Here is a 21466-nt window from a genome sequence, read left to right on the forward strand (position 1 = left end):
GACCGGCTTTATTGCGGAACGGCGGAGAAGCCTAGCCCCGAGGCGAGGTCGTGCCAGTGGGGGTTGTCCTGCTCGACCAGATTCTGCTTCCAGTCGCGGTTCCACTTCTTGATCCGCTTTTCCCGCTGGATGGCAGTTTCCATCGTGTCGTGGCGTTCGAACCAGACAAGACGGTGGCAATCGTGCTCCGCGGTAAAGCCGGGGCAGGTGCCGGTGCGATGCTGGTGCAGGCGCTGGATCAGGTTGCTGGTGACGCCGGTATAGATGGTGCCGTTGCGGCGACTGGCGACGATATAAACGCAGGGTTCAAAGATGCGCACCAATCCCCACCCCTTCGTCGTTCCCGCGTAGGCGGGAACCCATACACGCCGACGTTGATACTGGAGCCGAGACGGTAGCGTCTATGGATTCCCGCCTGCGCGGGAATGACGATGAAGGTGAGGCTGCCTTCGCCGGGATGACGATGGGCGGGGCGGGCAGACACAACGAAAAACGCCGGCGGGTTACCCCACCGGCGTTTCGCTTACCTTCAAACCGTTCGCTTACGCGGCGGCCTGTTCCGGCAGGGCGGCCTTCGCCTGCGCGACGATCGCCTTGAAGGCGGCTTCCTCGTGCATCGCGATGTCGGCCAGGACCTTCCGGTCGAGTTCGATGCCGGCCAGCTTGCAGCCGTGCATGAACTGCGAATAGGTGATGCCTTCCGCGCGGACACCGGCGTTGATGCGCTGGATCCACAGACCACGGAAGGTCCGCTTCTTAACCTTGCGGTCGCGATAAGCGTACTGACCGGCCTTTTCGACGGCCTGGCGAGCGATGCGGATCGTGTTCTTGCGACGGCCATAATAGCCCTTCGCCTGATCCAAAATACGCTTGTGCTTCGCCTTGGTGGTCGTGCCGCGCTTGATACGTGCCATTGCTCAGTACTCCTTAACGAAGGCCGTAGGGCGCCCACGCCTTGACACGGGCGGTGTCGGCGTCGGCCAGGACCGAAGTCCCGCGGTTCTGGCGGATGTACTTCGCGTTGTGCGAGATCAGGCGGTGGCGCTTGCCCGCGACACCGTGCTTGATCTTGCCGGTGGCGGTGAGCTTGAAGCGCTTCTTCACGCCGCTCTTGGTCTTGAGCTTGGGCATTTTGGTCTCCTCAAATATCACGACGTGCGGATTGCCGCGGCAGCCCCAGATGGCCGGGCGAATCCCTGAAAGGTCGTGGAAAGAGCGCGCCCCTAACCCGCCCGTCACGAAAACGCAACCGCCGGAACTCGTTTCGCCCCCGAACGCTTGTGGACGCGATGGCCGAAGTTTCCGCAACGACCGGCACCCCCGATGCCCCACGCCGCCGCGACTGGCGGCGAATCGCGATTCGGACATTGCTCGGCATCGTCGCGGCGATCATCCTCGCCTGGGCAATCCTGTTCGTTACCAAGGGCCGGTTCCTGAAGGGCACGTTCGAGCGCGTCGCGTCGTCGCAGAGCGGTCGGACGGTGCGGGTGGCCGGCGATTTCCAGTTCTATTTCAACCCGTTGAACCTGAAATTCCTTGCCGAAGGGCTGTCGGTGTCGAACCCCGACTGGGCCGGCGGCGGCAATCTGTTCGAAGCGAAGAAGATCGACAGCTCGGTTGCGACGCTGACCTTCGTGGTCGGGCGGCGGCGGGTCAACTGGCTCGAACTCGATGGCGCACGTGCCGATCTCCACTGGGATGCCCAGCGCAAGCGCAACACCTGGACCTTTGGCGATCCCGACAAGCCGGGGAAAAAGCTCGAACTGCCGATCGTGCGCAGCGGCATCTTTCGCGATACGCGGATACGGTACCGCGACCCGCAATTCCGGCTCGACGGGACGTTTGACCTCGACACGACGATCACCGCGGGCGCGCAATTCGAAAGCGCGATTCGCGCCACCGGACGCGGCACGGTGCGCGGACGCCCGTTTCGCCTGACCGGGCAGCTGCAATCGCCGAACGCGACGATTCGCGGCGGTAAAAATCAGCTGACCGCGCGGATCGAGGTTGCCCGGTCGGTCGCGATCCTCGCCGGCACGCTGCCCGGCCCTACCCAGCTCGACGGATCGAACCTCGCCGTCCGGCTGCGCGGGGCAAATCTGGCCGATGTGTTCGCCACGCTCGGCATCCTGACGCCCAATACCCGCCGTTACCGCCTGACCGGGCGCATGACCAAGGACGGGGCGGACTGGAAGTTCACCCGGCTGAAGGGGGTGTTCGGCGACAGCGACCTGGCGGGCAGCCTGACCGTCACGCAGCGCGAACCGCGCCTGTTGCTCACCGCCGACCTGACGTCGCGCACGCTCGACATCGTCGATATGTCGGCGTTCGTCGGCTACGATCTCGAACGGGTCGAGGCACAGGGCGCGGCGGGCGTGATCGCGCGTGACGGTGGCGCGCCGCGCCTGCTGCCCGACGCGAAGCTGAACGTCGAAGCGCTGCGCAATTTCGATGCGAAGGTTCGCTACAAGGTCGGCACGGTTCGCGCGCGCAGCCTGCCAGTGTCGGACGTCGACCTGACGCTCGACCTGAACGACCGGCTGCTGAAGCTGTCGCCGCTGACCTTTGCCATGGCGCGCGGCAACGTTGCGTCGGATATCGTCATCGACGCCCGCCGCCGCCCCGCCGTCACCGATTACGACATTCGCCTGTCGCCGACGCCGATGGGGCGGCTGCTGGCCGGCTGGGGTGTCGAGGAGGCAGGCACCAGCGGCACGGTCAAGGCGCGGGTGAAGCTAACCGGCACCGGCGATACCGTACACGACTCGCTGGCGGCTTCCAACGGCCGCATCGCGATCATCCTGCCGGCCGGCAGCTTCTGGACCCGCAATATCCAGTTGTCAGAACTCGACCTCGGCACCTTTGCGCAAAAGATGTTCGAGGGAAAATTGAAGGAGCCGGTGCGGATCAACTGCGGGCTGATCGGCTTTACCGTGCGCGGCGGCGTGGCGGCGGCGGACCCGATCCTGATCGATACGCAGAAGAACGTGATGATCGGGCGCGGCGGATTCAGCTTCCGCAACGAATCGATCGACCTGGCGGTGCGCGCCGATTCGAAACGCTTTTCGCTGTTCGCCGGCCAGTCGCCGGTCGGCATCGGCGGCTATTTCGCCGCCCCGCGCTATTCGGTCATCAGCCCGGAATTACTGGGGCGCGCCGGGGCCGGGCTGGGCCTCTCGATCGTGGCGACGCCACTGGCGGGCGTGCTGGCGTTTGTCGATCCCGGCGATGCGAAGGGCGCGGCGTGTGGTCCGATCCTGTCCGGCGCGACCGCCCGCGCACAGCGGACCAAGGATGGCGAAGCGCGCGACGATGTGGGGCGTGGCACGACGGCGAAGGCGGAGGATGGCCGTTCCAACCGGGGTGAGCGGAAGGAACAGCGCAAGAAGTTTTTGGGCATCTTCTGACCGGGATCACATAATTCCCGGAAACGCCCCGCCATCGATCAACAGGCTCTGCCCGGTAATGAACCCGGCCTTGTCCGAACACAGGAACGCGCACGCTGCGCCGAATTCCGCCGGATCGCCGATCCGCTTGGCGGGAATCGATTCGGCCCGCTTCGCCTTTTCCTCGGCCGGGGTCGTGCCGTTCTTTGCCGCCGCCGCCTGCGTCATCGACGCGATACGCGCGGTGTCGAACGATCCGGGGAGCAGGCCGTTGATCGTCACGTTCGACCCCGCCACCTGCCGTGCAATGCCAGCGACGAAACCCGTCAGCCCAGCGCGCGCGCCGCTCGACAGGTCGAGGCCGGGCAGCGGCATCTTGACCGATCCGGAGGTGATGTTGACCACCCGCCCGAACCCGCGCGCCACCATGCCCGGCAACACCGCCTGGATTAGCAGCGCGGGCGTCACGAAATTGGCCTCCACCCCGGCGCGGATGCCGTCGGCCTCCAGCTCGGTATAGGGTTTGAGCGGCGGGCCGCCGTTGTTGTTGACGAGGATGTCGGGGTCTGGACAGGCGGCCAGCAACGCCGCGCGGCCTTCCTCGGTCGACAGGTCGCCGACGACCTCGGTCACCGTCACCCCGGTTTCGGCGCGAATCGCTGCCGCCGTCTCATGCAGCTTCGCCGCATCGCGCCCGTTGACGACGACATCGACCCCGGCCCGCGCCAGTTCGAGCGCGCAGGCGCGGCCAAGGCCGGCACTCGACGCGCACACGATCGCTTTGCGACCGGCAATTCCCAGATCCATCGCGTTGGTCCTTATTTCTTGAGCCGCCATCCGGTGCGGAAGATGACGGTGATGACGCCCACGCAGATGCACAGAAAACCGAAGGTCGCGCCCAGGCTCGCCTCGACCGGCACGTCGCCGGTGCCGAAGAAGGTCCAGCGGAACCCGCTGATGAGATAGACGATCGGATTGAACAGGCTGATCGTCCGCCAGACGCCCGGCAGCATGTCGATCGAATAGAAGGCACCGCCCAGGAAGGTCAGCGGAGTGACGACCAGCAGCGGGATGACCTGCAACTGTTCGAACCCCTTGGCCCATAGTCCGAGGATGAAGCCGAACAGGCAGAAGGTGGCCGCGACCAGCACCAGATAGCACAGCGCCCAGATCGGATGCGCGACCTGCACGTCGACGAACAGGTGTGCGGTGGCGAAGATGACCAGCGCGACGATCACCGACTTGCTCGCCGCCGCCCCGACATAACCGACTAGGGTCTCCAGCGTGGAGACCGGGGCGGAGAGCAGTTCATAGATCGTGCCCGACCATTTGGGCATGAAGATGCCGAAACTGGCGTTGAAGATGCTTTCGGTCAGCATCGTCAGCATCATGAGGCCCGGCACGATGAATGCGCCGTACGGCACGCCCGACACCTCGTTCATCCGGCTGCCGATCGCGGTGCCGAACACCACGAAATAGAGCGAGGTGGTGATGACCGGCGTCATCAGCGAGGTCCAGATCGTCCGCCCGAACCGCGCCAGTTCGAAGCGATAGATCGCCAGCACGCCATGCCAGTTGAACGTCATGCCCGGCCCTCCTGTTCATGGACCAGCCCGACGAAGATATCCTCGAGGCTCGACTGTTTGGTGGCGATATCCTTCCACGCAATCCCGGCCTCGTCGGCGGCGCGCAGCAGCGCGCGCACCCCGTTATCCTCGGCCTTCGCATCGAACGCGAAGGTCAGCGCATGGCCTTCGTCGGACAGCTCCAGCGGCCAATGCGCCAGTGCCGCCGGCACTTCGGGCAACGGGTCGGGCAGCGTCAGCGTCAGCGTCTTCTTGCCCAGCTTGCGCATCAGCGCCTGTTTCTCCTCGACCAGGATCAACCGGCCCTTGGCGATCACGCCCACCCGGTCGGCCATCTCCTCGGCCTCCTCGATATAGTGCGTGGTCAGGATGATGGTGACGCCGCGCTGGCGCAGATCGTGGACCAGCCGCCACATGTCGCGGCGCAGCTCCACATCGACGCCGGCGGTCGGTTCGTCGAGGAACAGGATGTCCGGCTCGTGGGACAGCGCCTTGGCGATCATTACCCGCCGCTTCATGCCGCCCGACAGCTCGGTCATCTTCGCATCGCGCTTGTCCCACAGGGTCAGGTCGCGCAGCAGCTTTTCGATGAACGCCGGGTCGCCATGCCGCCCGAACAGCCGGCGGGAAAAGGTGACGGTCGCCATCACCGTTTCGAACGCATCGGTCAGCAGCTCCTGCGGCACCAGCCCGATCCGTGTCCGCGTCTCGCGATAGTCGCCGACCGTATCGAACCCGGCGGCGGTGATCGTACCCGCGCTGGCGGTCACGATGCCGCAGATGATGCTGATGAGCGTCGTCTTGCCCGCGCCGTTCGGCCCCAGCAGCGCGAAAATCTCGCCCTTCGCGATGTCTAGGTCGGTCGGCTGAAGCGCGACGGTACCGGACTTGTACGTCTTGGCGATGCCCCGGATCGAAAGAATGGTTTCCATAAGAACGGCTTGTTTCACGCTTCGATGACCGGGGGAAGTCGCTATCCCAACACGTCGGTTAACAAACGCCGCCAGTTGCCGCCCATGATCGCATCCACTTCCCGGCTACGGAAGCCGACGGCGGTGAGCGCGTCGGCGATACGCCGCATCCGGTCGATATGGTTCAGCGCGGGAATGACGACATGTTCCGGTGTCCAGTCGAACCCGGCAATCCCCTGCGACCGCATCGCCCGCCACCATTCCAGATATTCGGCGACGCCGCGGGCATTGTCGTTGTTGAGCGTCAGCAGGTTTTCCTGGCCACCCATCGGAAAGTCGTTGGCGACGCCGACGGCATCGATCCCGCCGACCCGCACGACATGCCGGACCTGCGCGACATAATCGGCCACGGTCGGCACCTTTTTGCGCGTCAGCCAGAAGCTCATCATGAAAATGCCCATCACCCCGCCACGCTCCGCAATCGCACGGATCACGGTGTCGGGGGCGCAGCGCGGATGGTCGACGATCGCGCGGACGGCGCCGTGGCTGAGCGCGATCGGCGTGGTCGATCGCGTCGCCGCCTCCAGCATGGTCGCGTCCGACCCGTGGCTGACATCGGGCAGGATGCGCAGCCGGTTCATTTCGGCAAGCCCGGCGATGCCGAGCGGCGTCAAGCCGCTTTGCTTGGGCTGCAGCGCGCCGCCGGCAAACCGGTTGTCGTTGTGGTGGGTGAATTGCAGGACGCGCAGGCCCTTGGCGTGAAACCGTGCGATCCGGCCCAGATCGTCCTCGATCATCTCGGTCGACTGGAATTGCAGGAACGTCGCACAGCCCGGCCGGCTGCCGATATCGCTGCCCTTCAGCGCGAGATAGGCATGGGGCGATTGGTGCAGCCGGGCCACCGCCTTGTCGATCGCGGCGTCATTGGCGCGAAAGCCGCGCAGGTAGCGGGGAATGCCCGCTGCATCGCGAACCTCCTCGACCTCCGATATGTCGGCGATCATCGCGTTCAGTCCGGCGCGACCGATATCGGCCAGGTCCTTCGGCAGGAAACTGAGCGAATCGATGAAGAGGCGGTGGGAACGGCCGGTGCGAGGCACCGCAATCGCCATGCCCGGCGCGATGCCGCCTGCGACCAGTCCGCCGACCACCGAACGCCGTGTGATTACCGCCATGGGCCTGCCCCTTGTCCTGCGCTTATCCCGGCCGTCCCGCCTTGCGCGCGTCTGCCACCGCGGTCTGCAACGCGGGAAGCGTCTGCGCGCCGCTCAACACCTGGTCGCCGACCACCCACGACGGGGTGCCGGTGAAGCCGAGCGTGCCCGCCGTCTTCAGGTTGCGCTCGATCTCCGCCACCACCTGCGGCGATCGGATCGCGGCCTCGGCGGCGGCGATGTCCAGCCCGGCGGTGGTCGCCGCCTGCCGGATCGTGTCGGCGTCGACCCGGCCGCTGGCATAGAGCGCGTCGTGGAACGGCTTGAACTTGTTCTGGAGCGCGGCGGCCAGCGCCCATTCGGCGGCAGTGCGGCTGTCGGGCGACAGGATCGGCAGCTCGCGATAGACGATGCGGACGTTCGGGTCGCTGGCGATCAGGCCGGTAATCGCGGGCAGGCTGGCGCGGCAGAAGCCGCAGGCATAGTCGAGATAGGCGACGACGCTGACATCGCCCTTCGGATTGCCGGCGATCGCACCGGGGAACGGCTCGACGATCGCGCTGCGGTTCGCCGCCACCGCCTTGCCCGATTCCTTGGCCTGCAACCGGCGCATTGCTTCGGGCAGGATTTCGGGATTGGCGAGGATATAGTCGCGCACCACCGTCTCGGTCGCGGCACGATCACCCCCGCCGCGCCCGGCGACGATCGCGCCGCCCGCACCCGCCGCCGCTGCGGCGACCAGCATGGCGATATTTCCGATTTTACCCATCATTCCCCCCGACGCCGGCGATGGCGACGTTCTTCCTCGAACGCCGTCTGCGACGTCATCTGTATGTCCTGTGCGCGAATCCAGTCGCGCGACCCTTGCGGCAACAACGCCATCGCCCGCCGCGCGCTGGCCAGCGCCATGCCGGTATCGCCCGCCAGCGACGCATATTCGGCCATCGCCAGCGCGACCCGCGCCGGATCGCCGCGGCGTTCGTACAGGATGCTCAGCTGATACCACGCGAACGGGTTCTGCGTGTCGCGGGCGATCGCCTGCTTCAGCACCCGTTCCGCCTCGTCCAGCAGCGCGGGGTCCTCGGCCGCGATCAGCGCATGGCCAAAGGTCGCGGCGATCAGCGGCGAGGAGCGCGTCCGGTCGGTGGCCTCGCGCAGCGCCGACAATGCTTCCTTGGGCTTGCCCGATTCGAGCAGGATTTGCCCTTCGAGTTCGAGGAAATAGGGATCGTCGGGCGCGGCCTTTACCAGCGCCAGCGTCTCTGCCGCCGCCTGCTCCGGATAGCCCGATTCGTGATAGGCATAGGCGCGGGCATAATGGGCATAGATGCTCTGGTCGCTGGCTGGATAGCGGCGCAGCGTGTCCTGCGGATCGCTGACATAGCCGCGCAGCTTCGCCTGCACCCGCTTGAACCTGGTTTCCAGCGCCGGGTCGGTCGGTGCCTTGAACCCGGGCGATGCCTGCACATCGGCCGTCAGATTGGCGATGCGTTCGCCGGTCAGCGGGTGGGTGCGCTGATAGCCATTGTCCTGCGGGATCGCGAGGCGATATTCCATGTTCTGGAGCTTCTTGAAGAAGTCCAGCATCCCCTGTCCCGAGATATTGGCGCCGCGCAGGAACCGCGCGCCCGCCGCGTCGGCCGAACTTTCCTGTGTCCGGCTGAACGCCAGATAGCTGCCCATCGCGGCCTGCTGCCCCGCCGCCAGGATGCCCGCGCCCGCTTCGCCCGCGCCGGCCGCCATCGCCGCGACGCCCAGCAACAGGCTGAGCACGGTAATCCCGGTCGCCGGGGCCATGCCGCGCCCGGCCAGCGGCACATGCCCGCCGACAATATGGCCGATCTCGTGCGCGATGACGCCTTGCACCTCGTTCGCATGGGCGGCGGCGTCGATCAGCCCGCTATGGACGTAGACCGTCTGTCCGCCCGCGACGAAGGCATTGATCGACTTGTCCTGCAGCAGCACGACGTTGAAATTGCGCGGGTCGAGTCCCGCCGCGACCGCGATCGGGCGCGACATGTCGGTCAGCAGCGCCTCCGTCTCGGCATCGCGCAGCATCGACTGGGCGGCGGCGGGCTGGGTGAACAGGAGGATGGCGGCGACGATGCCGCCCAGCGCGCGCTTCATGAAGGTCCTTATCGGCCAGGGGGCGGACACCGGTCAACGCCGCGATGCCGCCCGCTGGCTGAACCGTGCGTTAAGCGGATGCGCCGAACGACGCGGGTACCCCGAACAGCTTGATGCCCGTGGGCGGTTGCGACAGGTCGCCCTGCCGGGCGCGTACCGCGAAATCGACCAGCTCGCCGACCGATTCATAGCCGCACGGTTTCGACACAACGCCCAGCGTGCCAGCGATCCCGTCGTCCAGCATCGCGGGATTGGCGGTGAGGAAGATGACGGTGGTCCCGTATTTCTGGCCGAGCATCCGCCCGATCATCGGCCCGGTCGGCCCGTCGCGCAGATTGCAGTCGACCAGCGCGACGTCGGGGCGCGCCGACGCCAGTTCCAGCGCGCGCGACATGTCGGCGGCGATCCCGACCGGACGATAGCCATGCTCCTCCAGCGATGCCTCCAGGTCGATCGCGACCAGCATCTCGTCTTCGACGATCAGGACGGTGGGGGTTGGCATGGGATTTCCAGATATAATCTCGATCAAGGCAACGCGGAATCGCCCGGTCGGTTCCTCGCCCTGCCGCATCGCTCCGTAACATGCCCCGTAACATCGCTTGGTAACAATGTTGCGCGGATGGCGCTTGTGCCGCACCGCAGACGCCGCTAATGGCCGCGACGGGCCACGCTGTCCCAACGCAGCGCGTGCTCTCTGTGAGGAGAGACTGACATGACTGATCTTCCGCCTAAGCCGGCTACGACTCCCGCTCGCCCGTATTTTTCCTCGGGCCCTTGCGCCAAGCCGCCGGGCTGGTCCGCCGACCGCCTCAACCCCGTCAGCCTTGGCCGGTCGCACCGTTCGAAGATCGGCAAGCAGCGCCTGCAATATTGCATCGACCTGATGCGTGAGCTGCTGAAGCTGCCCGACACCCACCGCATCGGCATCGTCCCCGGTTCCGACACCGGCGCGTTCGAAATGGCGATGTGGACGATGCTCGGCGCACGTCCCGTCACCGCGCTGGCGTGGGAGAGCTTCGGCGAAGGCTGGGTGACCGATGCGGTCAAGCAGCTCAAGATCGACCCGACCGTCGTGCGCGCAGATTACGGCCAGCTGCCCAACCTGACCGCGATCGACTGGACCCACGACGTCCTGTTCACCTGGAACGGCACCACGTCGGGCGTCTGCGTGCCCAACGCCGATTTCATCCCCGCCGACCGCGAGGGGCTGTCGTTTGCCGACGCGACCTCGGGCGTGTTCGCCTATGACATCGACTGGGCGAAGATCGACGTCGCGACGTTCAGCTGGCAGAAGGTGCTGGGCGGCGAGGGCGCGCATGGTGTGCTGATCCTTGGGCCCCGCGCGGTCGAACGGATCGAAACCTACACCCCCGCCTGGCCGCTGCCGAAGGTCTTCCGCCTGGTGTCGAAGGGCAAGCTGACCGAGGGCGTGTTCAAGGGCGAGACGATCAACACCCCGTCGATGCTGGCGGTCGAGGATGCGATCTTCAGCCTAGAATGGGGCAAGTCGCTCGGCGAAAACGGCCTGATCGCGCGCAGCGATGCCAATGCCGCCGCGCTCGACAAGATCGTGGCCGATCGCGACTGGCTGGGCCATCTTGCCGCTGATCCGGCGACCCGGTCGAAGACCAGCGTCTGCCTGACCGTCAAGGGTGCCGACGAGGCGCTGATCAAGAAGATGGCGTCGCTGCTCGAGGCCGAAGGGGCTGCCTATGACGTCGCGGGATACCGCGATGCGCCGGCCGGCCTGCGCATCTGGTGCGGCGCGACCGTCGATACCGCCGATATCGAGGCGCTCGGGCCGTGGCTCGACTGGGCCTACGCCACCGCGAAGGCGGCGTAAAAGCCCTCTCCCCTTCAGGGGAGAGGGTTGGGAGAGGGGCTGTCACGCCGCCCTCTCCACCCTCTCCCCGACTTCCCCTCTCCCCGGCCCTCTCCCCTGAAGGGGAGAGGGAGAAGGAAACAAACATGCCCAAAGTTCTGATTTCCGACAAAATGGACCCGAAGGCCGCCCAGATCTTCCGCGAACGCGGGGTCGAGGTGGACGAGATCACCGGCAAGACGCCCGAGGAACTGATCGCGATCATCGGCGACTATGACGGCCTCGCCATTCGCAGCTCGACCAAGGTGACCAAGGCGATCCTCGACGCCGCGAAGAACCTGAAGGTCGTCGGCCGCGCCGGGATCGGCGTGGATAACGTCGACATCCCCGCCGCCTCGGCCGCTGGCGTGGTCGTGATGAACACGCCGTTCGGCAACTCGATCACCACCGCCGAACATGCCATCGCGCTGATGTTCGCACTCGCCCGCCAGCTGCCCGAAGCCGACGCTTCGACCCAGGCCGGCAAGTGGGAAAAGAACCGCTTCATGGGCGTCGAGTTGACCGCCAAGACGCTGGGCCTGATCGGTGCGGGCAACATCGGGTCGATCGTTGCCGACCGCGCACAGGGGCTGAAGATGAAGGTCATCGCCTTCGATCCGTTCCTGTCGCCCGAACGCGCGATCGAGATCGGCGTGGAGAAGGTCGAACTGGACCAGCTGCTGGCCCGTGCCGACTTCATCACGCTGCACACCCCGCTGACCGACCAGACTCGCAACATCCTGTCGGCTGAGAATATCGCCAAGACCAAGAAGGGCGTGCGCATCATCAACTGCGCGCGCGGCGGGCTGATCGACGAAGCGGCGCTGAAGGCCGCGCTCGACAGCGGCCATGTCGCCGGTGCCGCGCTCGACGTGTTCGTACAGGAGCCGGCCAAGGAATCGCCGCTGTTCAACACGCCGAACTTCGTCTCGACCCCGCATCTGGGCGCATCTACCAGCGAGGCGCAGGTCAACGTCGCGATCCAGGTCGCCGAGCAGATGGCCGATTTCCTGGTATCGGGCGGCGTCACCAACGCGCTCAATATGCCGTCGCTGTCGGCCGAAGAGGCACCGCGCCTCAAGCCGTACATGGCGCTGGCCGAGAAGCTGGGTTCGCTGGTCGGGCAGCTGACCACCGGTGCCATCGCCCGCGTGTCGGTGCACAGCGAAGGTGCGGCGGCCGAGTTGAACCAGAAGCCGATCGTCGGCGCGGTGCTGGCCGGGTTCCTGCGCGTCCAGTCGGACACGGTGAACATGGTCAACGCCCCGTTCCTCGCGAAGGAACGCGGTATCGAGGTGCGCGAAGTGCGCAACGATCGCGAAGGGGATTACCACACGCTGATCCGCGTTTCGCTCAAGACCGAAGCCGGCGAACGCTCGGTCGCGGGCACGCTGTTCGGCAATGCCCAGCCGCGGCTGGTCGAGCTGTTCGGCATCAAGGTCGAGGCCGATCTGGCCGGCCACATGCTGTACGTCGTCAACGAAGACGCGCCGGGCTTCATCGGCCGCATCGGTACGACGCTGGGCGAGGCGGGCGTGAACATCGGCACCTTCCACCTCGGTCGCCGCGATGCCGGTGGCGAAGCGGTGGTGCTCCTGTCGGTCGACGAAGCGGTGACGCCGGAACTGGTCGCCAAGGTCCGCGCGCTTCCGGGCGTGAAGACGGTGATGCCGCTCAAGTTCTGATCGGTTTGATCGACGTGAGTAGACGGGCTGTCGGAGCGATCCGGCAGCCCGTTTGCGTGTCGTCGCCGACCGTCACCCCGGATCAAGTCCGGGGTGACGTGTTGGGCTGGCCGGGACGCGTGCCCGGTTCCACAGCGCCGCAACTCCCGCTAGGGGAATCCCATGAACGATACCGGCCTCCTCCCCGAAGGGTTTCACGACCGCCTGCCCCCCGCCGCCGATGGCCTGCGCCGGTTCGAAGGGGCGGTGCTGGGGGTCGCGCATGGCTATGGCTATGAGCAGGTCGACCCGCCGCTCGCCGAGTTCGAGGCGGGGCTGGTCGGGCGGCTGAAGGGTACGGCGGCGACCGATGCGGTGCGCTTCGTCGATCCGGTCAGCCAGCGTACGCTGGCCATCCGGCCCGACATTACTGCGCAGGTGGCGCGGATCGCCGCGACGCGCATGGGCCATCACCCGCGTCCGGTGCGGCTGTCCTATGCCGGCCCGGTACTGAAACTGCGCGCAAGCGAACTCAGCCCGCGCCGGGCGCTGCGCCAGATCGGGGCGGAGCTGATCGGCCTCGACAATGTGGCGGCCGCGATCGAGATCGTGACCGTCGCGGTCGAATCGCTGCGCGCGGCGGGCGTGACTGGCATCTCGATCGACTTCACCCTGCCCGATCTGGTCGCGACGCTGGCCGGTGATCCGCCGGGGCCGCAGCATGACGCGCTGATCGCGGCGCTGGATGGAAAGGATGCCGGGCGGGTCGCGGCGATCGATCCCGCCTATCTGCCGCTGGTCGAGGCCGCCGGGCCGTTCGCCACCGCGCTTGCCCGGTTGCGCGCGACCGATGCCGCCGGACGGCTGGCGTCACGGCTCGACGCGATCGAGGCGGTGGTGGCGACGCTGCCCGCCGATATCGGCGTCACGCTCGACCCGACCGAACGGCATGGCTTCGAATATCAGAGCTGGCTGGGCTTCTCGCTCTTCGCACGCGGTGTGCTGGGCGAAGTCGGGCGCGGCGGCAGCTACACCGTCTGTCATGCCGATGGGCAGGAGGAAGCAGCGGTCGGCTTCTCGCTCTATGCCGATGCACTGCTCGATGCGGGGCTGGGGGCCAAGGACCGGCAGCGGCTGTTCCTGCCGATCGGGACCAGCCCGGCGACGGCGGCGCGCCTGCGTGGCGAGGGCTGGGTGACGGTGGCGACACTGGTCGAAGGCGACACGCCGCAGGCACAGCTGTGCACCCATGTCTGGGACGGCGACGCCGCGCAGCCAGTCGCCTGAATCAAAAAGGGGCGACCTGCTGGCCGCCCCTTTTTCGTCGCTTACTCGGCGGCCTTCGGCTTGCGCCCGCGGCGGGGTGCCGCGTCGCCGGCGGCATCGCCCGCCTCGCTGGTCGTGCGCGCCTTGCGGCCAAGGCCGATGCGCTTCGCCATGTCGCGGCGGCTCTGCGAATAGGTTTCGGCGACCATCGGATAATCGGGGCGCAGGCCATAGCGCTCGCGATAGGTTTCCGGGGTCAGCCCGTGGCCGGCAAGGTGACGGCGCAGCGTCTTGTATGGCTTGCCGTCGATCATCGAAATGATGTGATCCTTCGACGCCAGCGACTTGCGCACCGAAACGGCGGCGACATGGTCCTGCTGCGGCGCGGCTTCCTCCGGTTCCGACGTGCCCGATGCCAGTCCCAGAACGGTCGCGTGCATCGTCTGCAGGAATGCCGGAACATCCTCTGCCGCAACGCGGTTGTTGCCGTTGTTCAACCACGCAATGGTAAGCTCGGTGGCCAGCTCGATCGCGTTAAGTTCGGAACTGTCGTCAGTCATGGAGATCTCCTCAATGGCGGCGAAATGCTACTTGCCGGAGGGCAGGTCAATGGCTGTGCGGCGGATAATCTTAAATTTGATTGGATTAACCGGTAAAATCGTCGATTTTCGCGGATGGCATACGAATTGTTTATCGTCGATCGGTGCTATGGGCCACATCGATATGGCTTTATTCCCGTCAGTCTGCGCTGGCGACACGTTGAAACTTGCTCGTACCGCGACCTTGCCCGATCCGGGCAGGTCGACCTTGGACAAATGATGTGACCATGCACGCCGATACCATCGATCCGACCGCGACGATCTGGCACGATATTGCTGATATGATGCCGATATTTGCCTGGATCGCCGATGACGACGGGCAATTGTTATGGGGCAACCGGCGTTGGCACGCCGATGTCGGGGATCGGCTCGGCCAGGCATTGTGGAATTGTTGCCACGAAGGACCCGGACGTGACGCGGTACGGTGTGCGTGGCAGGACGGGGTGGTGACCGGCACTGCCTTCACCCTCTCGCTGCCGCTGGTCTCGGAGTCTATCGACCGTTCGGTTGGCTTTCGCGTGGCGCCGGATGGGCGTGGCCGCTGGATCGCGATCGCATGTGAAGAGGATTCGCAGCGACAGGCCGAAACGGCGGAGGCGGCCACCCGCGCCGAACTGGACGTGCTGACGAACGCCATGCCGCAAATGGTCTGGGCGACCCGCCCCGATGGGCATCACGATTTCTACAATGCACAATGGTATCGCTTCACCGGCATGCCGGACGGGTCGACCGATGGGGCAGGCTGGAACGGCATGTTCCATCCCGACGATCAGGACCGGGCATGGGCGCGCTGGCGGCACAGCCTGGACACGGGGGACGATTATGAGATCGAATATCGCCTGCGCCACCGCAGCGGTGCCTATCGCTGGGTGCTGGGACGCGCATTGCCGGTACGCGACGCCGACGGCGCAATCGTGCGCTGGATCGGGACCTGCACCGATATCGATTCGGCGAAGCGCGCCGCCGAACAGAACGACATATTGAGCCGGGAACTGAGCCACCGGATCAAGAACATCTTCGCGATCATCAGCGGACTGGTGCGGATGTCGGCACGGCGGATGCCGCAGGTTCGCGACTTCGCCGACGATCTCGCCCGACGGATCGCGGCGCTGGGCGCGGCGCATGACCTTGCCCGGCCGCATAGCGACATTTCACGCCCGCTGATCGGCGAGGCGACGTTGCACCATGTCCTGCGCGAGCTGTTGTCGCCCTATGCCGTCGAACAATGGCGGATTGAGGGAGACGACGTGCCGATCGACGACCGCGGCGCCACGCCGGTCGCGCTGATCTTTCACGAACTGGCGACCAATGCCGCGAAATATGGCGGGCTGTCGGTTCCCGACGGGCGGGTAAAGATCGCCACCCGGTTGCATGGCGATGCACTGCGCATCGACTGGTGCGAATCGGGCGGTCCGGCGATCACGGGCGAACCGGATGCGACCGGGTTCGGCACCCGGCTGGCCGCGCTCAGCATCGAGCAGCAGCTCGCCGGCAGTATCGTCCGCGACTGGCGACCCGAGGGGCTGGCGGTGCGGATCGATCTCGGCCGGTCGGCACTGGTCCGCGAACAGCCGCTTACCATCGAAGCCTGAACGCAAAAAAGGGGCGGCACCCGATCGGATGCCGCCCCCTCTTTTTTCCGTCCGCCTTCGATCAGTTGCCGAAGGTGCGCTGCCACCAGCCGCGACGCGGCGATGCCGAACCGTCGGCGTCCTCCGCCGGTGCGTCCGGCGTTTCCGCTTCGACCGCAACGGTTTCTTCCGCCGGAGCGGCTTCTTCCACGGGTGCCTCTACCGGAGCCGCTGCCTTGCGACGGGGCGGGCGACGCTTCTTGGGCGCGGCTTCCGCGTCTGCTTCGGCGGCCGGGGCGGGGGCCTCCGCTTCGGCTTCCGCCTCGACGACCGGCGCGACATCGACCTTGCGCTTGCGGGTCCGCTTCGGCTTGGGCGCTTCCGCCGCCGGCTCGACCTCGACCTTCGGCGTAGCCGCCGGTTCGGGGGTCACGATCGGCGCGGCGTCGCTGGCCTCGACGGTGACCGGGTCGGCCGGAGCCGCGTCGGTCACGCCTTCGACCTTGGCGCGGGCGCTCGGGCGACGACGGGTGCGCTTGGGCGCCGGTGCCGCAGGGGCGGCCTCGACGACGTCAGGCTCGGCGACCGGTTCGATTGCGGCCGGGGCTTCGACCGCTTCGTCGGTCGCATCGTCCTCGGCGGGCAGGTCGGCGATCGTGCCGGCGCCATCGGCGGCATCGAACGCGCCGTCGCCACGACGGCCACCACGACGACCGCGACGGCGACGCTTACGCTTGGTGCCTTCGTCGCCCTGCTCGGCTTCGGGCGCGGCGGTGTCGGCCGCAACCTCGGCGTCCGCCTCGTCCTCGTCTTCGCCTTCTTCGTCCGCATCTTCGGCAGTGTCGGCGTCATCGCCGGCCTCGCCTTCCTCCCGGTTGCGACCGCGACGTCCGCGACGGCGGCGGCGGCGCTTGCCGCGACCTTCGCCTTCATCGTCGCCACGCGGCGCACGGGGGGTTTCCTCGACCGCTTCGTCCTCGACCTCTTCGTCGATTTCGTCCTCGATCTCGTCATAGGCATCGTCTTCGTCGTCGACGATGACCAGCGGCTCGATCTTCGGCGGGTGCGCGGGCGGCGGGCCCGACGCCTCGACCGCCATGCGCGCGCCCTCGATCTCGGCATCGGGCACGATCTCGACGGTCACGCCGTACCGGTCCTCGACCTCGGCGATGTCGGCGCGCTTCTTGTTCAGCACATAGAACGCCGCTTCCTGGCTGGCGCGCAGCTGGATCAGCGAGCCGCGACCGCGTGCCGCCTCGTCCTCGATCAGGCGCAGCGCCGACAGGCCCGCCGACGATGCGGTGCGGACCAGGCCGGTGCCTTCGCAATGCGGGCACTGGCGGGTCGATGCTTCGAGCACGCCGGTGCGCAGCCGCTGACGGCTCATTTCCATCAGGCCGAAGGCGGAGATGCGGCCGACCTGGATACGGGCGCGATCGTTCTTCAGCGCCTCCTTCATCGCCTTCTCGACCTTACGGACGTTCGATCCGTGGTCCATGTCGATGAAGTCGATGACGACGAGGCCCGCCATGTCGCGCAGCCGCAACTGGCGCGCGATTTCCTGCGCCGCTTCGAGGTTGGTCGCAGTCGCGGTCTGTTCGATATTATGTTCGCGAGTCGACCGGCCGGAGTTGATGTCGATCGACACCAATGCCTCGGTCGGGTTGATGACCAGATAGCCGCCCGACTTCAGCTGCACGACCGGATTGTACATCGCGGCCAGCTGATCCTCGACATGCGCGCGCTGGAACAGCGGCACCGCGTCGGCATATTGCTTCACCCGGCGGGCGTGCGCGGGCATCAGCAGCCGCATATATTCCTTGGCGTGGCGGAAACCGTCCTCGCCCTCGACGATCACCTCGTCGACATCCTTGTTATAGATGTCGCGGATCGCGCGCTTTACCAGGTCGCTGTCGCCATAGACCAGCGCAGGCGCCGACGAGGTCAGCGTCTGATCGCGGATTCCGTCCCACAGGCGGGCGAGATAGTCGAAGTCGCGCTTGATCTCCTGGCGTGACCGCTGGAGCCCGGCGGTGCGGACGATGCAGCCCATCGACGCCGGCAGCGTCAGTTCGGCCATGATCGACTTCAACCGCTTGCGGTCGGCGGCCGAGCTGATCTTGCGCGAAATGCCGCCGCCATGCGCGGTGTTGGGCATCAGCACGCAATAGCGACCGGCGAGCGACAGGTACGTGGTCAGCGCCGCGCCCTTATTGCCGCGCTCTTCCTTCACGACCTGTACCAGCAGTACCTGCCGACGACGGATCACGTCCTGAATCTTGTAGCGGCGACGCAGGTTCAGCCGGCGCTGGCGCAGTGCCTCGACCGCGGCATCGTCGCCACCGCTCTTGCGCGGACGGCGCGCCGGGGCCTCGCCTTCCTCGTCGTCGTGATGGTCGTCGTCTTCCTCGTCGCGCTCGACGACTTCGACGCCGCCTTCGGCATCGTCGTCATGATCGTCGTAATCGAGGTCGTCGTCATGGTCACCGGCGCGCAGCGCGGCTTCCTCGGCGGCGTGCTCGGCCTCTTCGGCCAGCAGCGCGTCGCGGTCTTCCTTCGGAATCTGGTAATAGTCGGGGTGGATTTCGCTGAAGGCGAGGAAGCCGTGGCGATTGCCGCCATAATCGACGAAGGCGGCCTGCAACGACGGTTCGACCCGCGTCACCTTGGCCAGATAGATATTGCCCTTGAGCTGCTTGCGCTCGGCCGATTCGAAATCGAATTCCTCGATCCGGTTACCCTTGACGACGGCGACCCGGGTTTCCTCCCGGTGGCGTGCGTCGATCAACATCCGCGTGGTCATGATACTGTCTCCGGGCGCGCCGGACGGCCGTGCCAGTCGGCGCGCCTAAACGCGCGGCGGGGGTCATGCCCGGTGCCTGCGCGCGATTGCTGGGATATGCGTCTGCTGGCATGGGCAGCCCGGAAAGTTCCGGGTGGACAATTGTCGCCCCGACGCCGGCCGCGACAGCGGCACAGGCGGTACGGGACGGAACTTGCCACATGCGAACATCAACCTGGTTAAACCCCGTGCAGCGGGTACGCTTTGGGGGTGTCGCATCGGTTTCCCCGAACCATGTCCGGGACCGACGTAATTAGGGGCGTAGCACCCGGTGTCGCCAACGGCAACAGCGTCGGCGCGGTCGTTTCGGTAGCGAAGCAAATCCGAATAAATGGTTAAAGCCGGATTCAGCGTGCTGGTTCACCGCAGGTTGAACCGCATGGGCGTAGGACGGTGCTTCGGGAAAATGGGAAGCGGGCACCACGTCCATGGATTTGCGCTGGACCGAAAACGCGATTGGACGGCATAGCGCGCCGATGGGTGCCTGGCTCGCCTTTCTGTCGATCTGGTTCGGCCTGCCTGTCGCTGCGCAAACGGTCGACAGCGTGGATGCCGGATCGGATCGCATCGTCATCCGCCTCGATCGTCCCGCGACCGGCGCCTCCAGCTTCGTGCTGGGCGGCCCCGACCGGCTGGTCGTCGACCTCGACGGCGTGCGCCCCGGCGGGCGCAGCGAATCGGGCGGGTCGGTGCGCGCGGTGCGCCAGGGGGTGCGCGACGGCGGCAGCCGGATCGTGTTCGACCTCGACCGGCCGCTGATGGTCACTGCCGGTCGCTTTTCGGAGGATGGCCGGCGGCTGACCCTGACGCTGAACGGCGTCGCGCCCGAACGCTATGCCCGCGCGACCACCGCCGGGCGGATGCGGTTCCAGCCACAGATCGCGATGGCGACGGTCGTGCCGGCGTCGTCGTCGGCGGCGATGATCGTCGATGCCCGGCAGCGCGCGACCGTATCGGTCCCCGTGCCCAGCCGCCGCCGCAATCAGCGCCTGCCCCGGATCGAGGGCGATACCGACCGGCCACTCGTCGTGATCGATGCCGGCCATGGCGGGCATGATCCGGGTGCGATCTCGCCCCATGGCGGGATGCAGGAAAAGGACCTGACGCTGAAGACCGCGCGGGCGGTGCGCGACGCGCTGTTGGCCAGCGGGCGGGTGCGCGTGGCGCTGACCCGCGACCGCGACGAGTTCCTCGTGCTGCAGGAACGCTATGCGATCGCGCGGCGGCTGGGGGCCAGCCTGTTCATCTCGATCCATTGCGACAGCGCCGACAATCCGCAGGCGACCGGGGCCAGCATCTACACCTTGTCCGAAGTCGCCTCCGACCGCGAAGCCGCACGCCTTGCCGCGCGCGAGAACAAGGCGGATATCCTGGCCGGGGTCGACCTCGGCCGGCAGAGCGCCGATATTTCCTCGATCCTGATCGACCTGACGCAGCGCGAGACGATGAACGCCTCGGCCGGTTTCGCCCGGCTGTTGGGACGCGAGGCGACCGGGGTCATCCCGCTCAAGCCCAATTACCACCGCATGGCGTCGCTGATGGTGCTCAAGGCCCCCGACCTGCCCTCGATCCTATTCGAAACCGGCTATCTGTCGAACGATGCCGACGCACAGCGGCTCGATTCGGTCGAGGGGCGTCGCGCGATCGCCAAAAGCGTCGAGCGCGCGGTCGAGGTGTATTTCGCGCGGCGGCTGGCGGCGCGCTGAGCGCGGGCCGGTTCAGCAGAATTGTTGCCCAGAATCTTTAGTATGAATAGTGGCTTCTAAGAAGCCGCCAAAAAATCTTTGTTCAGTCAGTGATGTAGCCGAGGTCATCGAGGATTGATCTCCATTCGTCCAAGGTATCACCGAACGCGATATAACCCGGTTCAGCTTCAGCGCTCGGTATTTGGCGTAGCGCAATATCCCACCAAGCTACGTTTCGATGCTTGTGCATAAAGCCAAATAGTTCGAAGCCGTCCCTACAGGCATCCTTATCAGCTTGGAGCGGCTCGGGAACGAAGCTCGCCACCATCGCGGTGCCCTTCTCCCATCCAGTATCGCGATAGTCGGCATGTTTCACCGTGTTTGCGATCGCCTCAATTGCCGACTGCCATTGTACGCGAGCAGCGACGAAGCTCGTAAAATCGTCCAAAGCCGTCATACCGGCCGGCATAGCCTTTCCGTTTTGACGAATATCGCGGGCCAAGGCCTTTCGGGTCCAGTCGCGAAGGGCGACTATCGCTATGCAGAAATCAAGCGCAGTGTAGACGACCGTTTCTGTATCACATGGCCGTGCCATGATCGCATCTTCGTATCTGTCAAAGTTCCAGTCCGCCTTGCGAAATTTTTGCCATGGTGATCGGATCGATGTCAAAAGTTCGGGATGGTTGGCCCAAGGGTGAGGACCTGATTTTTTACGGTTCATGGCTAAAAGATAGTCGATACCGGTCAATCAGAGAAGCAATGATAGCTTTCGATTTGAACACGTCTGCCGGTACTATTCGAAATGTATTGTTAG

The 21466-nt window shown here is 66.1% G+C and carries 19 protein-coding genes; 6 read left to right on the forward strand and 13 right to left on the reverse strand.

Annotated features, from left to right (window positions below):
- Positions 1-8: 8 nt before the first annotated feature.
- From ASE58_RS13100 to rpmI, 3 genes are all read right to left on the reverse strand, one after another.
- Positions 9-323, reverse strand: a complete 315-nt coding sequence (locus ASE58_RS13100) for a GIY-YIG nuclease family protein (protein WP_055822026.1) — start codon at positions 321-323, stop codon at positions 9-11.
- 219 nt (positions 324-542) lie between these two features.
- On the reverse strand, positions 543-914 hold the full coding sequence (gene rplT / locus ASE58_RS13105; RefSeq protein ID WP_055757215.1) for a 50S ribosomal protein L20: 372 nt from the start codon (positions 912-914) through the stop codon (positions 543-545).
- Between the two features lie 13 nt (positions 915-927).
- Positions 928-1131: a 50S ribosomal protein L35 gene (rpmI, locus tag ASE58_RS13110; protein ID WP_055757212.1), complete on the reverse strand. Its 204-nt coding sequence runs from the start codon at positions 1129-1131 to the stop codon at positions 928-930.
- 158 nt (positions 1132-1289) lie between these two features.
- On the opposite strand from rpmI, the gene ASE58_RS13115 reads away from it, so the two are divergent.
- Positions 1290-3407 carry an AsmA family protein gene (locus tag ASE58_RS13115; protein WP_055822430.1) on the forward strand — a complete coding sequence of 706 codons (2118 nt, stop codon included), beginning with the start codon at positions 1290-1292 and terminating at the stop codon, positions 3405-3407.
- 6 nt (positions 3408-3413) lie between these two features.
- On the opposite strand, the gene ASE58_RS13120 is transcribed toward ASE58_RS13115, so the two are convergent.
- From ASE58_RS13120 to ASE58_RS13150, 7 genes are all read right to left on the reverse strand, one after another.
- A complete protein-coding gene (locus ASE58_RS13120) occupies positions 3414-4193 on the reverse strand; it encodes an SDR family oxidoreductase (protein WP_055822028.1) in 780 nt (259 codons plus the stop codon).
- 11 nt (positions 4194-4204) lie between these two features.
- On the reverse strand, positions 4205-4972 hold the full coding sequence (locus tag ASE58_RS13125; protein ID WP_055822030.1) for an ABC transporter permease: 768 nt from the start codon (positions 4970-4972) through the stop codon (positions 4205-4207).
- Entirely contained in the window at positions 4969-5904 is a 936-nt protein-coding gene (locus ASE58_RS13130) for an ABC transporter ATP-binding protein (RefSeq protein WP_055822033.1), read from the reverse strand. Before ASE58_RS13130 ends, ASE58_RS13125 begins: the two co-directional genes overlap by 4 nt.
- Before the next feature lie 41 nt (positions 5905-5945).
- Entirely contained in the window at positions 5946-7058 is a 1113-nt protein-coding gene (locus ASE58_RS13135) for a membrane dipeptidase (RefSeq protein WP_055822038.1), read from the reverse strand.
- Between the two features lie 22 nt (positions 7059-7080).
- Complete coding sequence (locus ASE58_RS13140; protein WP_082456951.1) at positions 7081-7806, reverse strand: DsbA family protein; 726 nt, start codon at positions 7804-7806, stop codon at positions 7081-7083.
- A complete protein-coding gene (locus ASE58_RS13145; protein WP_055822040.1) occupies positions 7806-9164 on the reverse strand; it encodes a M48 family metalloprotease in 1359 nt (452 codons plus the stop codon). Before ASE58_RS13145 ends, ASE58_RS13140 begins: the two co-directional genes overlap by 1 nt.
- 70 nt (positions 9165-9234) lie before the next feature.
- Positions 9235-9666 (reverse strand): response regulator, encoded by a 432-nt coding sequence (locus tag ASE58_RS13150; protein WP_156347733.1) that lies wholly within the window; start codon positions 9664-9666, stop codon positions 9235-9237.
- 210 nt (positions 9667-9876) lie between these two features.
- Between ASE58_RS13150 and ASE58_RS13155 the strand changes: the two genes are divergently transcribed.
- The 3 genes from ASE58_RS13155 (at position 9877) to ASE58_RS13165 (ending at position 13976) form a co-directional block, all read left to right on the forward strand.
- A complete protein-coding gene (locus ASE58_RS13155; protein ID WP_055822046.1) occupies positions 9877-11007 on the forward strand; it encodes a phosphoserine transaminase in 1131 nt (376 codons plus the stop codon).
- A 125-nt stretch (positions 11008-11132) separates the two neighbouring features.
- A complete protein-coding gene (gene serA / locus ASE58_RS13160; protein ID WP_055822049.1) occupies positions 11133-12710 on the forward strand; it encodes a phosphoglycerate dehydrogenase in 1578 nt (525 codons plus the stop codon).
- A 162-nt stretch (positions 12711-12872) separates the two neighbouring features.
- Positions 12873-13976 (forward strand): ATP phosphoribosyltransferase regulatory subunit, encoded by a 1104-nt coding sequence (locus tag ASE58_RS13165; protein ID WP_055822053.1) that lies wholly within the window; start codon positions 12873-12875, stop codon positions 13974-13976.
- A 41-nt stretch (positions 13977-14017) separates the two neighbouring features.
- Here ASE58_RS13165 and ASE58_RS13170 read toward each other — a convergent pair whose 3' ends face one another.
- The gene (locus ASE58_RS13170; protein WP_055757186.1) at positions 14018-14515 is read right to left on the reverse strand and encodes a MucR family transcriptional regulator; all 498 of its coding nucleotides are present in this window, start codon (positions 14513-14515) and stop codon (positions 14018-14020) included.
- 266 nt (positions 14516-14781) lie between these two features.
- Between ASE58_RS13170 and ASE58_RS13175 the strand changes: the two genes are divergently transcribed.
- Positions 14782-16146: a PAS domain-containing protein gene (locus ASE58_RS13175; protein ID WP_055822055.1), complete on the forward strand. Its 1365-nt coding sequence runs from the start codon at positions 14782-14784 to the stop codon at positions 16144-16146.
- Between the two features lie 61 nt (positions 16147-16207).
- Here ASE58_RS13175 and ASE58_RS13180 read toward each other — a convergent pair whose 3' ends face one another.
- On the reverse strand, positions 16208-18928 hold the full coding sequence (locus tag ASE58_RS13180) for an Rne/Rng family ribonuclease (protein ID WP_235513617.1): 2721 nt from the start codon (positions 18926-18928) through the stop codon (positions 16208-16210).
- 515 nt (positions 18929-19443) lie between these two features.
- Here ASE58_RS13180 and ASE58_RS13185 point away from each other — a divergent pair.
- A complete protein-coding gene (locus ASE58_RS13185) occupies positions 19444-20673 on the forward strand; it encodes an N-acetylmuramoyl-L-alanine amidase (RefSeq protein ID WP_055822437.1) in 1230 nt (409 codons plus the stop codon).
- Positions 20674-20755: 82 nt separating this feature from the next.
- Here the strand turns inward: ASE58_RS13185 and ASE58_RS17970 are convergent, their stop codons facing one another.
- Positions 20756-21400, reverse strand: a complete 645-nt coding sequence (locus ASE58_RS17970) for a hypothetical protein (RefSeq protein ID WP_156347734.1) — start codon at positions 21398-21400, stop codon at positions 20756-20758.
- Between the last annotated feature and the right edge of the window lie 66 nt (positions 21401-21466).

The organism is Sphingomonas sp. Leaf9 (assembly GCF_001421355.1).
Taxonomy (GTDB): Bacteria; Pseudomonadota; Alphaproteobacteria; order Sphingomonadales; family Sphingomonadaceae; genus Sphingomonas.